This window comes from Burkholderia paludis (assembly GCF_000732615.1).
Taxonomy (GTDB): domain Bacteria; phylum Pseudomonadota; class Gammaproteobacteria; order Burkholderiales; family Burkholderiaceae; genus Burkholderia; species Burkholderia paludis.
Map to the genome: position 1 here is coordinate 1 of NZ_JPGL01000110.1, position 15,431 is coordinate 15,431.

Genomic DNA, 15,431 nt, shown 5'->3' on the forward strand with positions numbered 1-15,431 from the left:
AGCGGGATCAGCGCGACGATGATCAGCGCGTTGAAGATCACCGCCGACAGGATCGCGGACGCCGGCGACGTCAGGTGCATGATGTCGAGCACGCGCAGCTGCGGGTACGTCGTCACGAATGCGGCCGGGATGATCGCGAAGTACTTCGCGATGTCGTTCGCGATCGAGAAGGTCGTCAGCGAGCCGCGCGTCATCAGCATCTGCTTGCCGATCTCGACGATCTCGATCAGCTTCGTCGGGTTCGAGTCGAGGTCGACCATGTTCCCCGCTTCCTTCGCCGCCTGCGTGCCGGTGTTCATCGCCACCGCCACGTCGGCCTGCGCGAGCGCCGGCGCGTCGTTCGTACCGTCGCCCGTCATCGCGACGAGGCGGCCTGCCGCCTGATGCTCGCGGATCGTCGCGAGCTTGGTTTCCGGCGTCGCTTCCGCGAGGAAGTCGTCGACGCCCGCTTCCGCCGCGATCGCCGCGGCCGTCAGCCGGTTGTCGCCCGTCACCATCACGGTCTTGATGCCCATCTTGCGCAGTTCCGCGAAGCGCTCCTTGATGCCGCCCTTCACGATGTCCTTCAGCTCGATCACGCCGAGCACGCGCGCGACGCCTTCGCACCGCTCGGCCACGGCGAGCGGCGTGCTGCCGCGACGGGCGATATCGGTCACGACCGCCTCGACCTCGCGCGTGACGCGACCGCCGTGCGCCTCGACGTAGCTGACGATCGCATCGGCCGCGCCCTTGCGGATCTCGCGGCCGGGCGCGCCGGGCGACGCCCCCGCGGGGAACAGGTCGACGCCGCTCATGCGCGTCTGCGCGCTGAACGACAGGAATACCGGATGCAGCGCCTGCATGTCCCGCTCGCGCAGGTTGAAACGCTGCTTCGCGAGCACCACGATGCTGCGGCCTTCCGGCGTTTCGTCGGCGAGCGACGACAACTGCGCGGCATCGGCCAGCGCTTCCTCGGTCACGAACGGCGCCGGCACGAACGCCGACGCCTGGCGGTTGCCGAGCGTGATCGTGCCGGTCTTGTCGAGCAGCAGCACGTCGACGTCGCCGGCCGCTTCCACCGCGCGCCCCGACGTCGCGATCACGTTCGCCTGCATCATCCGGCTCATGCCGGCCACGCCGATCGCGGACAGCAGGCCGCCGATCGTCGTCGGGATCAGGCACACGAGCAGCGCGACCAGCGCGGTGATCGTCACCACGTGGCCGGCCTTCATCGCGTCGACCGCGAACGTCGAGAACGGCAGCAGCGTCGCGGTCGCGAGCAGCATCACGATCGTCAGCGCCACCAGCAGGATCGTCAGCGCGATCTCGTTCGGCGTCTTCTTGCGCTTCGCGCCCTCGACCATCGCGATCATGCGGTCGAGGAACGCCTCGCCCGGATTGACGGCGACCCGCACGACGATCCAGTCGGACAGCACGCGCGTGCCACCCGTCACCGACGAGAAGTCGCCGCCCGATTCGCGGATCACGGGTGCGGATTCGCCGGTGATCGCCGATTCGTCGACCGACGCGACGCCTTCGATCACGTCGCCGTCGGCCGGGATCGTGTCGCCGGCCTCGACGAGCACGACGTCGCCCTTGCGCAGGTCGGTCGACGCCATCACCTCGACGGCGGCCTTCGCGTGCGCGGCCGCGAGCTTTTTCGCGACGACGTTGTGCTTCGCACTGCGCAGCGATGCGGCCTGCGCCTTCGAGCGCCCTTCCGCGAGCGCCTCGGCGAAGTTCGCGAACAGCACCGTGAACCACAGCCACAGCGCGATCGCGAGGATGAAGCCCGACGGCGCCTCGGCCTGGCCGGCCAGCGCCGCGACCCACAGGATCGTCGTCAGGATGCTGCCGACGTATACGCAGAACATCACCGGGTTGCGGAACTGCGTGCGCGGCGTGAGTTTCCTGAACGAATCGGCGATCGCCGGGCGCACGAGCGCCGGATCGAACATCGAGCGCGCGGCCGTGCGCGCATGGCCCGGCTGCGCGGAGCGCGGGCCCGTCACGGGTGCGAGAGACATGGCGGTTCTCCTTGTGCCGGCGCATGGGCGCGGCGGCATCCGATTCCACGAAACCATCTTATGAAGGTTCACGTGAAGATCGCGGCAAAGGAGCGCGTCAAAGTATAAAAAGCGCGTAAACGTCGGTTTCGCCGCAGCGCGGCGGGGGTGTCTCAAGGGCCGTACACGAGCGGGAGCGCCACACTCCGCTCACATGACGTTTACGCGGCAAAACAGGAAAACGAACCGGTGCGCGACGTTCAGCCGAACGTGTAGCGCCCGTGCTGGCGCGGCCGCCACGGCGACGAGCGGCAGCTCGCGGCGCCGGCCGCGCGCCGGGCGGCCCAGCCTGCGCCGCGGCGCACGCGCCGGGCCGCGGCAGTCACGCGCGGCAACGGCAACGCATACGCGAGACGCCGTACGGCCGCCACGCGCGCGGCGATCCGCGACGCCGGCGCCATGCGGCGCACGCAACGCGCGACGGGTCGCTTGCAGAGGATCGCGCTGTCGTAGCGCTTGCCGTCGAAGCGCATCACGTCGACGACATCGAAACCTTGCGCGCCGTAGAACGCCAGCAGGTGCGCAGCGGGATGCGGCGTATCCAGCGCGAGCAGCGCATAGCCGCGCGACGCGGCCCACTGCTCGGCGAACGACAGCAGCAACGCGCCGATCCCGCGGCTCTGGCACTCGGGGTCCACCGCCACCTGCCGCACGCTCGCGACGCCTTCGCGACGGTACAGCGCGCAGGCCGACGACGGATCGGTCGCGTACAGCGTGGCCGTGCCGATCACGCGCCCGCCGCACACGGCGACATAGCACTCGCCCGCTTCCGCGCGGCGGCGCGTCACGGCCTCGTCCTGGTCGACGCACGTGCAGTTGAGCCCCATTGCGCCGAGCCGCGCGAACGCCCGGTGCAGCATCGGCGTGAGTTGAGCATAGCTGTCGATGGCCGGATCGAAACGCCGCACGATGACCCGATCGGCGCACACCGAAGGCGGCGCGGCGGGTGTACGTTCGGCGATCGCGTTCCAGGGTATCGACATTGCCTTGCTCCGTGGTTGGGATGCCGGAAGTCTATGAGCGCGCCGGTGGCCGTCGCAAGAAAAAATCTCGTAAAACTTTCGGGCCGCGCGCCGTCGCCGCACCGGATTTACGACATTTTTATTTGCGCCGCTCTATACCGTGATCAGGCCGTCCGCGTACTTCGCGTCGCGTGCCGACGGGATGGCCGAAGCAACGCAATCGTCGATTTTCATCGGGAGAAACGCGATGAACCTCGCATTCTGGATGCCGTTCCTGTTCGCGCTCGGCCTCGGCAGCCTCGTGCTGTGCCTGCTGTTCGTCGATGCGTGCGAACGCATCTGAGGAGACGCTCATGGCCTGGCTTGCCGCGATCGTTGCCGCGTTCGCCTTCGTGTACCTGTTCGCCGCGATGATCCGGCCGGAATGGTTCTGACGTCCCGGCGCCGGCGTGCGCCGGCGTGCCCGATTTGCGCGTCGTACTTCACCGACGCAGGGGGAATGGCCCATGTGGACCCTACCGCTACTGATCGTCGTCGCGGCGATCGCCGTGTCGATTCCGCTCAGCCGCTACATGGCGTGGATCATGGACGGCCGCTATCGCGCGCCGCGCGTGCTGCGCTGGTTCGAGGCGAAGCTCGACAGCGGCCGGCAGGACTGGAAGCAGTACACCGTCGCGCTGCTCGTGTTCAACGCCGCGCTGTTCGTGTTCGGCTTCGTCGTCCTGTCGCTCCAGCCGCTGATGCCGCTGAACCCGCTCGGCCGCGGCATGCTCGCGCCGTCGACGATCTTCAACACGGTCATCTCGTTCATGACCAACACGAACCTGCAGCACTATTCGGGCGACCAGCACCTCTCGAACTTCAGCCAGATCTTCTTCATCCTGCCCAACATGTTTCTGTCGGCGGCGGTCGGGCTGTGCGCGCTGACCGCGATCATCCGGCTGTTCCGCGGCCAGACGGAGATCGGCAACTTCTTCGTCGACATGTGGCGCGTGGTCGTCTACATGTTCGTGCCGATCGCGCTCGTGCTCGGCGCGATCTTCATTCGCGAAGGCATGCCGATGACATTGCAGAGCGCCGTGCAGGTGACGACGCTCGAGCCGGCCGCGATGGGCACGGCCGACAACGGCCAGGCGAAGCAGCAGACGCTCGTCGTGGGCCCGGTCGCGGCGGTGATTCCGATCAAGATGCTCGGCACCAACGGCGGCGGCTTCTACGGCATGAACGCCGCGCATCCGTACGAAAACCCGAGCGCGCTGTCGAACTTCATCACGACGCTCGCGATGATGATCTTCCCGTTCTCGCTCGTGCTGATGTACGGCCGCATGCTCCGCCGCATGCGACATGCCGTCGTGATCTACGGCGTGATGCTGTCGATGATGATCGGCCTGATCGCGTGGGCCGTGTACTTCGACACGCTGCAGCCGAACCCGGCATTCACCGCGCACCCGGTCGCGCGCACGTACCCGCTCGCGGGCACCGCGCATTCGGTGACGATCCCGCCGGTCGCGGCGCTGCCGGTCGACCCGCATCTCGGCAACCTCGAAGGCAAGGAACTGCGTTTCGGCACGTCGGCCGGCGCGACCTTCGCGGCGATCACCACCGACGTCACGTGCGGCGCGGTGAACGCCGAGCACGACAGCCTGAACCCGCTCGCGGGCCTGTCGCCGCTGGTCGGCATGTGGCTCAACTGCGTGTTCGGCGGCAAGGGCGTCGGGATGATCAACCTGCTGCTGTTCCTGATCGTCGGCGTGTTTCTCGCCGGCCAGATGGTCGGGCGCACGCCCGAGTACCTCGGCCGCAAGGTCGGCGCGCGCGAGATGAAGCTCGCGATGATCGCGCTGCTCGTGCACCCGATCCTGATCCTCGGGCCGACCGGCGTGTTCTCCGCGACCGACTGGGGCACCCGGGCCGAGGCGAACCCCGGCGCGCACGGCTTTACCGAGATCACGTACCAGTTCGCGTCGGCATCCGCGAACAACGGCTCCGCTTTCGACGGCCTCGGCACCAACTACGGGCTGAACGCGAACCCGAACCCGGCGCCGACCGCCGTGCAGTGGGATCTGTCGACCGGCCTCGTGATGCTGTTCTCGCGCTACCTGCCGATCGTCGCGCCGGTCGCGATGGCCGCGTTCCTCGGCCGCAAGAAGACCGCGCCGGCGACGCTCGGCACGATGCGCGACGACACCGCGACGTTCGGCTTCCTGCTGCTCGGCACGATCGCGATCGTCGGCGCGCTGCTGTTCCTGCCGGTCGCGACGCTCGGCCCGCTCGCGGAGCACCTGGGACCGATGCCGTTCGGCGGATGACGCACACCGCGCGCCGCTCCCCTGCCCTCAGGACGGAACCATCATGAAAACCACGCCCCTGACGCCCGATACCCTGCACGCCCCGCCGGCCGCGCCGAAGCCGCCGCGCACGCCGCGCGACCGGCTGTTCGCGCCGGCGCTGGTGCGCCTCGCGCTCAGGCAGTCGCTGATCACGCTGCGGCCCGACATCCAGTGGAAGAACCCGGTGATGTTCGTCGTCGAGATCGGCGCGATGCTGACGCTCGTGTTCATCGTGCAGATGATGCTCGGCGCCGCGCACGGCCAGGCGCCGCTCACGTACTTCATCGCGCTGTTCTGCTGGCTCGCGCTGACCGTCGTGTTCGCGAACTTCGCCACCGCGATCGCCGAGGAGCGCGGCAAGGCGCAGGCCGATTCGCTGCGCCGCGCGCGGCACGACACGCAGGCCTGCCGGCTGCGCGACGACCGCTCGTGCGAGACGGTGCCGTCGAGCGCGCTGCGCCGCGGCGATCTCGTGCGGGTCCGCGCCGGCGACGTGATCCCGGGCGACGGCGAGATCGTCGAGGGCGCCGCGTCGGTCGACGAATCGGCGATCACCGGCGAATCCGCGCCGGTGATCCGCGACGCGGGCGGCGACCGCTCCGGCGTCACGGGCGGCACGACGGTGCTGTCCGACGAGATCACGGTGCGCATTTCGGCCGGCCCCGGCGAATCGTTCCTCGACCGCATGATCGCGCTCGTCGAGGGCGCGGTGCGGCAACGCACCCCGAACGAGATCGCGCTGACGCTGGTGCTGTCCGCGTTCACGCTGATCTTCCTGATCGTCGTCGTGCCGCTGTGGCCGATGGCGCTGAACGCCGAGCGCTACATGACGAGCTACCTCGGCCTGTCGGAGCCGCTGCACAGCCTCGGCACCGACGTGCCCACGCTGGTCGCGCTGCTCGTCTGCCTGATACCGACCACGATCGGCGCGCTGCTCGCGGCGATCGGCATCGCGGGCATGGACCGCGCGCTGCGCGCGAACATCATCGCGAAAAGCGGCAAGGCGGTCGAGGTGGCCGGCGACATCGACACCGTCGTGCTCGACAAGACCGGCACGATCACGATCGGCAACCGCCGCGCCACCGGCTTCATGCCGGTCGGCAGCGCGGACGAGAACGAACTGAAGCGGCTGGCGTCGCTCGCGTCGTTCGGCGACCGGACGCCCGAGGGCAAGAGCATCGTCGCCGTCGCGTCGCCGCTCGCGCCGTACGTGGGCGGGCATCCGGCGCCCGCTGGCGCGATCGTGATCCCGTTCAGCGCACAGTCGCGCATGAGCGGCATCGACCTGCCCGACGGCCGCACGATCCGCAAGGGCGCGCCCGATGCGGTGATCGCCTGGGTGCGCGAACGCGGCGGCGACGTGCCGTACGGTCTCGCGCCGATCCTCGAGCAGGCCGGCCGGCAGGGCGCGACGCCGCTCGTCGTCGCGAACGGCAACGACATCGCGGGCGTCGTCGTGCTCGAGGACATCCTGAAGCCCGGCATCCGCGAGCGGATCGGCCACCTGCGCAGCATGGGTCTGCGCACGGTGATGGTGACGGGCGACAACGCGCTAACCGCGGCGACCATCGCGCGGCTCGCGGGGGTCGACACGTTCATCGCCGAAGCGACGCCCGAACGCAAGCTCCGGTACCTGCGCGACGAGCAGGCCGAGGGCAAGCTCGTCGCGATGATGGGCGACGGCACCAACGACGCGCCCGCGCTCGCGCAGGCCGACGTCGGGCTCGCGATGAACTCGGGCACGCAGGCCGCAAAGGAAGCCGGCAACATGGTCGATCTCGACAGCGACCCGACCAAGCTGATCGAGGTGATCGAGATCGGCAAGCAGTTGCTGATGACGCGCGGCGCGCTGACCACGTTCTCGATCGCGAACGACGTCGCGAAGTACTTCGCGATCGTGCCCGCGCTGTTCGCCGGCACCTTGCCGTGGCTCGGCGCGATGGACGTGATGCACCTGCATTCGCCGACGTCGGCGATCCTGTCGGCGGTGATCTTCAACGCGCTGATCATCCCGCTCCTGATCCCCGTCGCGCTGAAGGGCGTGCGCTACCGTCCGCTCGGCGCCGACGCGCTGCTGCGCCGGAACCTGCTGATCTGGGGACTCGGCGGCGTGATCGTGCCGTTCGCGGGGATCAAGCTGATCGATGTCGTGATGACGACGCTCGGCCTCGTGTCGTGAGCGACGTGCCGGCGAAACCGAGGGAGAGTGCCATGTTGCGCCACCTGTCGAAAAGTCTCTGGCTGCTCGGCTTCATCGTCGTGCTGGTGTGCGGCATCTATCCGGCGATCCTCTGGACGATCGGACAGACCGCCTTCCCGTTCCAGGCGAACGGCAGCCTCGTCGCGGGCCCGGACGGCAAGCCGGTCGGCTCGCTGCTGATCGCGCAGCCGTTCACGCGCGACGAATACTTCCAGAGCCGGCCGTCGGCCGTGTCGTACGACGGCTCGGCGTCGGGTTCGTCCGCGCTGGCGGCGTCGAACTACGCGCTGCGCGACCGCGTCGCGCGCACGATCGCGCCGGTCGCGCGCCATGCGGACGGCCCCCGGGCCGGCCAGCTCGTCGCGCCGGACGTGGAGCGCTGGTTCCGGGCCGACCGGGCCGGCGGCAAGCCGCACGTGGTCGCGCAGTGGGCCGACGCGCACAACGCGCTCGCGCAGGCATGGGTCGGCGCCGACGCGACCCACGCCGCGGCCGTCGACGCCTGGGCGAAACGGCATCCGGACTTGGTGAAGCAGTGGATCGCGGCGAACCCGTCGACCCCGCAGCCGAAGGCGCCCGACCTCGCTGTGCCGTACTTCGAGTGGTTTTCGGCGGCGTATCCGGGCAGGTTTCCGGCGCCCGTCGCGCACGTCGCCGCCGACGGCACGAAGACGACGGCGATCGAACCCGTCGACGCGGGCACGGACATCCGGACGATCTTCTTCGACACCTGGCGGCAGGATCACGCCGACGTCGCGCTGCAGGACGTGCCCGGCGATTTCGTGACGACGTCGGGCTCGGGGCTCGACCCGGACATCACGCTCGCGAACGCGCTGTTCCAGCTCGATCGCGTCGCCGGCGCGTGGGCGGGCGACACGAAACGGCCGGCGGGATCGATCCGCGCGGAAATCGCCGCGCTGCTTCGGCGCGACGCGCACGCGCCGCTGGCGGGCCTCGCGGGCGAGCCGGTCGTCAACGTGCTGCAGACCAATCTCGCACTGCGGCGGATGTACGGTGCGCCGCCCGCGTGACGGCGCGGCGCGGGCGCGCCGTGATCGGCGTTGACAGGCCGCGGCGGCGGCTCCAGACTGACGCGCTCCCCTACTGCCGAACGGTGCGCCGCCTTGATTACCTGCTTCCTTCGCTACGTCGTCGATCCGTACAAGCTCGACCAGTTCGAAACCTACGGCAAGATGTGGATTCCGCTCGTGGAGCAGTTCGGCGGCACGCATCACGGCTACTTCCTGCCGTCCGAAGGGGCGAGCAACATCGCGCTCGCGATGTTCTCGTTCCCGAGCCTCGCGGAATACGAACGCTACCGCGAACGCTCGAAGGACGATCCGGCCTGCCAGGCCGCGTTCCGCTACGCCGAGGAAACGCGCTGCATCGTCAGCTACGAACGCAGCTTCTTCCGGCCGGTGTTCGCGTAACGGGCGACGGCGCGGCGCCTCGCGCCCTCGTCGCGGCCGGGACGAAAAAAAGCCCCGCCTGCATCCGCGTGGCGGGGCCAACCCATGTCAGTAGAGACATCATGGAGGAGACGGGCCCATCTTATCGACCGCGGCGCGTGGCCCCAACCAAGCATTTCTGCTATCGATCTGGGCGGCCGCGCACACGATTGCCCCCGGCTTCCGGCATATCGATAGAACGAAAAGTCGTTTTCAGAGTGGCGACGGGGTCGTTACCATCTGGTTTTTAAGCCTGTGCTTAGCCGGGCAAGCCATCCCCAAGGAGCGCCCCTTGACTGCATTCGATCAACACCGCCGCCCGTTCGTCGTCGGCATTGGCGGTACCACCCGGGCAGCATCGTCGACCGAGCGCGCGCTGTCGTTCGCGCTGCGCGGCGCGCAGGCTGCCGGTGCGCGCACGCGCCTGTTCGACGGGCCGTTCCTGCATACGCTCCCGCACTACGCGCCCGAACACAAGACGCTGACCGACGCGCAGCGCGAGCTGATCGACACCGTGCGCCAGGCCGACGCGATCATCATCGCGACGCCCGGCTATCACGGCGGCGTCTCCGGCCTCGTGAAGAACGCGCTCGATACCCTCGAGGAACTGCGCGCCGACGATCGCCCGTATCTCGACGGGCGCGCGGTCGGCCTGATCGTCACCGCGTACGGCTGGCAGGCGGCCGGCACCGTGCTGACGTCGCTGCGTTCGATCGTGCACGCGCTGCGCGGCTGGCCGACGCCGTTCGGCGCGACCGTCAACACGCTCGAAACGCGCTTCGAAAGCGCCGACAGCTGCTCGGATCCGAAGGTCGTCGTGCAACTCGAGACGGTCGGCACGCAAGCGGCCGAGTTCGCGCTCGCGTTCGCCTCGCATCGCGCGGCGTCGCACGCGGCATCGGTCGACGCGCTCGCCCCCGTGCTGAAGATCGCCAACCAGTAATCGCCCGCTTCCACCGCCCGCGCCCGGCCGATCCGATTCGCCGGCGCGGGCGGCGTCCATTCGGCCCCGCGGCGACGAGCCGCGCGCCGGCGCCTCGCCCGGCTGCCCTCTCCCCGCACCCCGCCCTCTCCCTGCCCCGATAACGATACGGCCCGCCGCATGATTTGCATTGGCCGAAAGATTGGTTCACGCGGCGGGCGGGTTTTCGTACGCTGAACGTCCGAACTCTCTCCGCGCACACCATGAACCGAACGATCCGCTACAAGGGCTATGAAGTCGCCCCCGCCGCCGCCCGGTTGCCGAACGGGCTGTTCGCCGCCAACCTGACGATCGCAAAGGCGAGCAGCGGCCCGTCGCCGCGCTCCGTGTCGTTCGACGCGATCGACTTCTTCTTCGAGGAAGAGCACGCGCTGGCCTACGCGTCCCGCTGGGGCCGCCTCTGGGTCGACACGCACGCCTGACGCCCGGCACGCAGGCGTACGCACGGCCGCACGAAAATACGCGTTTACGGCAGGTATGCAAGAATCTTTCGCCCCGTAATCGCATAACAACGGCCATGACTGACACGCTGCAGGAAGAGCATGCAGCCGCGGATCACGCAATGCGCAACTGGACCTTCGAGAAGCAAGGTCCGGTCAAGATCGGTTCCGATGCGCACCAGCAAATGTTCTGTCGCATGCTGCTCGACACACACAACCCGTACAAGCCGGCCGTGATCGACTGGCCTGCACTCAACCCCGGCGAGCTCAAGCGGCTCACGTCGCTGCCGATCTGGGACATCGCGGTGCAGACCGAAGGGCGCGCGTCGATCCGCGTCGCCACGTTCGCCGCGACGGTCGGCGATCCGCTGCTCCGCCGCGCGCTCGAGATGGACGGCGGCGAGGAAGCCCGCCACAAGGTCGTGCTGTCGAAACTCGTCGAAGCCTACGGTATCCGCCTCGCGCCCGAGCCGGATTACCCGGCGCCCAAGGATCCCGAATGGTCGTGGATGCTCACGGGGTTCAGCGAGTGCATCGACAGCTTCTTCGCGTTCGGCCTGTTCCGTTCCGCGCAGCGCTCCGGCTTCTTCCCGCCCGAACTCGTCGAGACCTTCGAACCTGTGATCCAGGAAGAAGGCCGCCATATCCTGTTCTTCGTGAACTGGTATGCGTGGCACTGGCGCAATCTGCCGTGGTGGCGCCGGCCCTGGTTCTTCGCGCGCGTCGCGGCCGTCTGGGTGCACCTGATCCGGGACCGGATCGGCATCGCGCGCGGCATCGACACCGACGGCGTTGCGCGCGATGCGAATTTCCCCGCGACGAACACCGGCGACATCGGCGAAGCGCTGAACCCGCGCGAGCTGATCGAACTGTGCCTCGCCGAGAACGACCGGCGGATGGCCGGCTACGACAGGCGCCTGCTGCGCCCGATGTTCGTGCCGCGCATGGCGCGGTTCGCACTGCGGTTCATCGGGAAGAAGTAGCCCGCCGCGCCGGACGATCACCCGGTTGCCTGGCCGCCCGGGCGGACCGCCAGGCAACGACCGTCGACGGCAGAAACACCGGCGGAACCCGGATCGCCCGGTCCGGCCGCCGAATCGGCCCGCCCTGCACGCATTTACTCAGACCCCGTTTTATTCAGCACGTTGGCGCGCCCGCCTCGCGTGGGCAAATTGCCACCCGGAATCCGCCCGTTCCCCAGGATCGCGGCCCTCGCCGGCCGGTGTCTTTAACAACCTGTCGACCGACGGCGCACGTCTGCCGTGGGCGGCCCTCGCCGGCCGGCCCGGCACACGTTCCAATCCCGCCCGAATACCAACGTCATCGATATTGTCAATAACAAAAATTCGAAAGCGGAATGATGCCGGCCGGGTCAGCCATCCCGTAGCACTTTTTTACAAGTTTGACGCGCCAACCGCCCGGAACGCCCGCCGTGCGGGCAACGCTTGCCGACACGATGCGCAAATCAGCACAGTCTGAAGTCCGGTGTTTCAAAACGGATTGATTTTCGATTAATCAGATAAACCCAATTAAAAATAAAAACCAATCTGGAATTAACAAATCGACAAAAATCCAATTGCAATATCTACCGGAACATCAACAAACATTACACCACCGAAAGAACGATCAGGTGCGCAAACGTTTGCCATTTCATTTGTATTACGAATGGTGCCGCACGATATGTAATCTTTCGCACAAAACGCACGCAACCCATTGATTATTATGAACAAGAAGGAATGAACCCCAAAACTCACAAATCCTACATGACACATTCCTGCACCTTTCAAATATATTCGACATCGAGCCATCGAAACACTCACCATTAACCATTCTTTAACTTTCAAAACCCGCTATTTATCACTTTTTATCAATCTAAAAAAACAGCCTCCAATAAACTCCGCCCATCGATTTTTAGATTTCACGCGAGCGCACGGCGTATTCCTCTAACGAAAGAGACCGGTGTGTGGCGTGCATATTTGGAGGTAGCAGGACATGAATCGCACATACCGCTCGATCTGGAACGAGGCCCTTGGCGCTTGGGTCGCCGCATCGGAACACGATACGGCTAGGGGCAAGCCGAACAAGTCGGCCGTCGTGAAGGCCGTTGCAACGGCCATCCTCGTCGCGGGGGCGGGCGTCGGCAACGTCGCGCACGCGCAGTACAGCGCCGGTGGCGGGGTCGCGACCAACGCAACGTCGATCGCCATCGGCGCCGGCTCCAGCGGGCTGAGCGTTCCGGGCCAGAGCCCGACCGCCTCGGCCGCCGGCGCGATCGCCATCGGCGCCAACTCGACGACCAACACGGTCGCCAGCGGGTCGAACTCGACGGCATTCGGCACCGGTGCGTCGGCCACCGGCACCGCGGCGTCCGCATTCGGCCAGGGCACGTCGGCGACCGGCAGTTTCGCGACCGCCATCGGCAGCGGCACGAAGGCCTCCGCCAACTATGCAACCGCCCTGGGCAGCACCAGCGCGGTGAACGGCGTCCAGACTCAAGCATCCGGCGTCGGCTCGACCGCGATCGGCAGCAACGCCACCGCAGGCGCGCAGGCCGCCGCACAGGATTCGATCTCGATCGGCGGCCAGTCGTCGGTCGCCGCCACCGCGACGTCCGGCATCGCGATCGGCCGCGGGGCGACGGTGAACAGCGCGTACGGTATCGCGCAGGGCGACGGCGTCGTTTCCGGCGCAAATGGCCAGAACGTCGCAATCGGCTCATCGGGTACGACGGCGAACGCCGGCACGACGACCAGCGGCGCAGTTGCGATCGGCATGAACCAATCGGCAATCGGTAACGGCGCGGTTGCGATCGGCGCCGGCAACACGGCGAGCGGCACGGGCTCCGTCGCGCTGGGCAACACCGCCACGGCGCTCAACGGATCCGTGGCACTCGGCAGTTCTGCCTCCGCCTCCGGCACCAACGGGTCGGTGGCCATCGGCAATTCCGCGACCGCAACCGGTACGGGCGCGATCGCATTCGGCAACTCCGGCAGCTTCGCCGCCAATGCGGTGGCGACCGGGAGCGACGCACTCGCACTGGGCAACGGCTCGACGGCCAGCGGCACCTCTGGCGCGGTCGCCGTCGGTCCGGCAACCGTCGCATCGGCCAACTTCGGGACCGCGATCGGTTCGAATTCGACCGCAAACGTCGCGAACTCGGTAGCCCTCGGCGCCCATTCCGTGACGACCAGCGCGCAGACGACAGCCACAGGCGGCACCAACACCGTCAGCAGCGCCACGATCGGCGGTCAGACGTTCGGCAACTTTGCAGGCTCCGGAGCGGCTGGCGGTGTCGTCAGCGTCGGGCAGGCCGGCAACGAGCGCCGCATCCAGAACGTCGCGGCAGGCCTCGTCACGTCGTCCAGCACCGACGCAATCAACGGCAGCCAGCTGTACTCGGTCGCGAGCACGACGACGTCGAGCATCACGAGCCTGTCGACTTCGGCATCGACCGGCCTGTCGTCGGCCACCAGCTCGATCTCGTCGCTGTCGACCTCCACGTCGACGGGTCTGTCGTCAGCCACCAGCTCGATCGGCTCGCTGTCCACCGGCCTCTCGTCGACCAACAGCTCGGTTTCGTCGCTGTCGACTTCCACGTCGACCGGCCTGTCGTCGGCTACCAGCTCGATCGGTTCGCTGTCCACCGGCCTCTCGTCGACCAACAGCTCGGTCACGTCGCTGTCGACTTCCACGTCGACCGGCCTGTCGTCGGCTACCAGCTCGATCACCTCGCTGTCGACCTCGACCTCGACCGGCTTGTCCTCGGCGAACAGCTCCATCACGTCGCTGTCCACGTCGACCTCGACCGGCTTGTCGTCGGCCAACAGCTCCATCACGTCGCTGTCGACCTCCACGTCGACTGGCCTGTCCTCGGCTACCAGCTCGATCGGTTCGCTGTCCACCGGCCTCTCGTCGACCAACAGCTCGGTTACCTCGCTGTCGACTTCGACCTCGACCGGCCTGTCGTCGGCCAACAGCTCGATTAAGTCGCTGTCCACGTCGACCTCGACCGGCCTGTCGTCGGCCAACAGCTCGATCACCTCGCTGTCGACCTCGACCTCGACCGGCCTGTCGTCGGCCAACAGCTCGATCACCTCGCTGTCCACGTCGACCTCGACCGGCCTGTCGTCGGCCAACAGCTCGATCACCTCGCTGTCGACCTCAACCTCGACGGGCCTCTCGTCGGCTAACAGCTCGATCACGTCACTGTCGACCTCCACGTCGACCGGCCTGTCCTCAGCCACCAGCTCGATCGGTTCCCTGTCGACCGGCCTCTCGTCGACCAATAGCTCGGTAACCTCGCTGTCGACTTCGACCTCGACGGGCCTCTCGTCGGCGAACAGCTCGATCACGTCGCTGTCGACCTCCACCTCGACCGGCCTGTCGTCGGCCAACAGCTCGATCACCTCGCTGTCGACCTCCACCTCGACCGGCCTCTCGTCGACCAATAGCTCGGTCACCTCGCTGTCGACCTCGACCTCGACCGGCCTGTCCTCGGCCACCAGCTCGATCGGTTCCCTGTCAACCGGTCTCTCGTCGACCAACAGCTCGGTCACATCGCTGTCGACCTCCACGTCGACGGGCCTGTCGTCGGCCAACAGCTCGATCACGTCGCTGTCGACTTCCACGTCGACCGGCCTGTCATCGGCCACCAGCTCGATCGGTTCCCTGTCGACCGGCCTGAGCTCGACCAACAGCTCCGTCCTGTCGCTGTCGACCTCGACGTCGACGGGCCTGTCGTCGGCCACCAGCTCGATCGGCTCGCTGTCCACCGGCCTGAGCACGGTCACGGTCAAGACGGACAACCTCGGCAACAGCACGGCGGCGGCACTCGGCGGCGGCTCGACGTACAACCCGACGACCGGAACGGTCTCCGCGCCGGCATACACGACCTACAACGCGAACGGCACGACGTCGACCGCCACCAGCGTCGGCTCGGCGATCAACAACATCAACAGCCAGGGCATCAAGTACTTCCACGCGAACTCGACCGGCGCAGACAGCACCGCGACCGGCACCGACGC

At 67.6% G+C, this 15,431-nt stretch carries 11 protein-coding genes; 9 read left to right on the forward strand and 2 right to left on the reverse strand.

Translation table 11 applies throughout. The features are described 5' to 3' along the window. The coding region (kdpB, locus tag GQ56_RS0137855; protein ID WP_031403590.1) for a potassium-transporting ATPase subunit KdpB at positions 1-1,937 on the reverse strand (1,937 nt) is incomplete at its 3' end. 308 nt (positions 1,938-2,245) lie between these two features. Continuing rightward, positions 2,246-3,028, reverse strand: coding sequence for a GNAT family N-acetyltransferase (locus GQ56_RS0137860; RefSeq protein WP_031403591.1), 783 nt, complete (start codon positions 3,026-3,028; stop codon positions 2,246-2,248). A 332-nt stretch (positions 3,029-3,360) separates the two neighbouring features. Here GQ56_RS0137860 and GQ56_RS47325 point away from each other — a divergent pair, with 332 nt between their 5' ends. The 9 genes from GQ56_RS47325 to GQ56_RS45265 form a co-directional block, all read left to right on the forward strand. Continuing rightward, positions 3,361-3,441, forward strand: coding sequence for a potassium-transporting ATPase subunit F (locus GQ56_RS47325; protein WP_075123119.1), 81 nt, complete (start codon positions 3,361-3,363; stop codon positions 3,439-3,441). A gap of 72 nt (positions 3,442-3,513) precedes the next feature. Next, positions 3,514-5,316 (forward strand): potassium-transporting ATPase subunit KdpA, encoded by a 1,803-nt coding sequence (gene kdpA / locus GQ56_RS0137875; protein WP_031403593.1) that lies wholly within the window; start codon positions 3,514-3,516, stop codon positions 5,314-5,316. Between the two features lie 43 nt (positions 5,317-5,359). Beyond that, entirely contained in the window at positions 5,360-7,516 is a 2,157-nt protein-coding gene (gene kdpB / locus GQ56_RS0137880) for a potassium-transporting ATPase subunit KdpB (protein ID WP_031403594.1), read from the forward strand. Between the two features lie 32 nt (positions 7,517-7,548). Then, positions 7,549-8,568 carry a potassium-transporting ATPase subunit C gene (locus tag GQ56_RS42560; RefSeq protein ID WP_031403595.1) on the forward strand — a complete coding sequence of 340 codons (1,020 nt, stop codon included), beginning with the start codon at positions 7,549-7,551 and terminating at the stop codon, positions 8,566-8,568. A 93-nt stretch (positions 8,569-8,661) separates the two neighbouring features. After that, complete coding sequence (locus GQ56_RS0137890; protein WP_031403596.1) at positions 8,662-8,967, forward strand: NIPSNAP family protein; 306 nt, start codon at positions 8,662-8,664, stop codon at positions 8,965-8,967. Between the two features lie 310 nt (positions 8,968-9,277). Further along, the gene (locus GQ56_RS0137895; RefSeq protein ID WP_031403597.1) at positions 9,278-9,928 is read left to right on the forward strand and encodes an NADPH-dependent FMN reductase; all 651 of its coding nucleotides are present in this window, start codon (positions 9,278-9,280) and stop codon (positions 9,926-9,928) included. Positions 9,929-10,170: 242 nt separating this feature from the next. Further along, positions 10,171-10,389, forward strand: a complete 219-nt coding sequence (locus GQ56_RS0137900) for a hypothetical protein (RefSeq protein ID WP_021157097.1) — start codon at positions 10,171-10,173, stop codon at positions 10,387-10,389. Positions 10,390-10,484: 95 nt separating this feature from the next. After that, positions 10,485-11,390 carry a hypothetical protein gene (locus GQ56_RS0137905; protein WP_031403598.1) on the forward strand — a complete coding sequence of 302 codons (906 nt, stop codon included), beginning with the start codon at positions 10,485-10,487 and terminating at the stop codon, positions 11,388-11,390. A 1,009-nt stretch (positions 11,391-12,399) separates the two neighbouring features. Further along, positions 12,400-15,431, forward strand: a 3,032-nt coding sequence (locus GQ56_RS45265; protein WP_265183128.1) for an ESPR-type extended signal peptide-containing protein, incomplete at its 3' end; no start/stop codon positions are given.

Bases quoted from the DNA above. Each gene is read 5' to 3' on its own strand.
- kdpB (WP_031403594.1), top strand. From the start codon at position 5,360: ATGAAAACCACGCCCCTGACGCCCGATACCCTGCACGCCCCGCCGGCC.
- GQ56_RS0137905 (WP_031403598.1), top strand. From the start codon at position 10,485: ATGACTGACACGCTGCAGGAAGAGCATGCAGCCGCGGATCACGCAATG.
- GQ56_RS0137900 (WP_021157097.1), top strand. From the start codon at position 10,171: ATGAACCGAACGATCCGCTACAAGGGCTATGAAGTCGCCCCCGCCGCC.
- kdpA (WP_031403593.1), top strand. From the start codon at position 3,514: ATGTGGACCCTACCGCTACTGATCGTCGTCGCGGCGATCGCCGTGTCG.
- GQ56_RS47325 (WP_075123119.1), top strand. From the start codon at position 3,361: ATGGCCTGGCTTGCCGCGATCGTTGCCGCGTTCGCCTTCGTGTACCTG.
- GQ56_RS0137860 (WP_031403591.1), bottom strand. From the start codon at position 3,028: ATGTCGATACCCTGGAACGCGATCGCCGAACGTACACCCGCCGCGCCG.
- GQ56_RS42560 (WP_031403595.1), top strand. From the start codon at position 7,549: ATGTTGCGCCACCTGTCGAAAAGTCTCTGGCTGCTCGGCTTCATCGTC.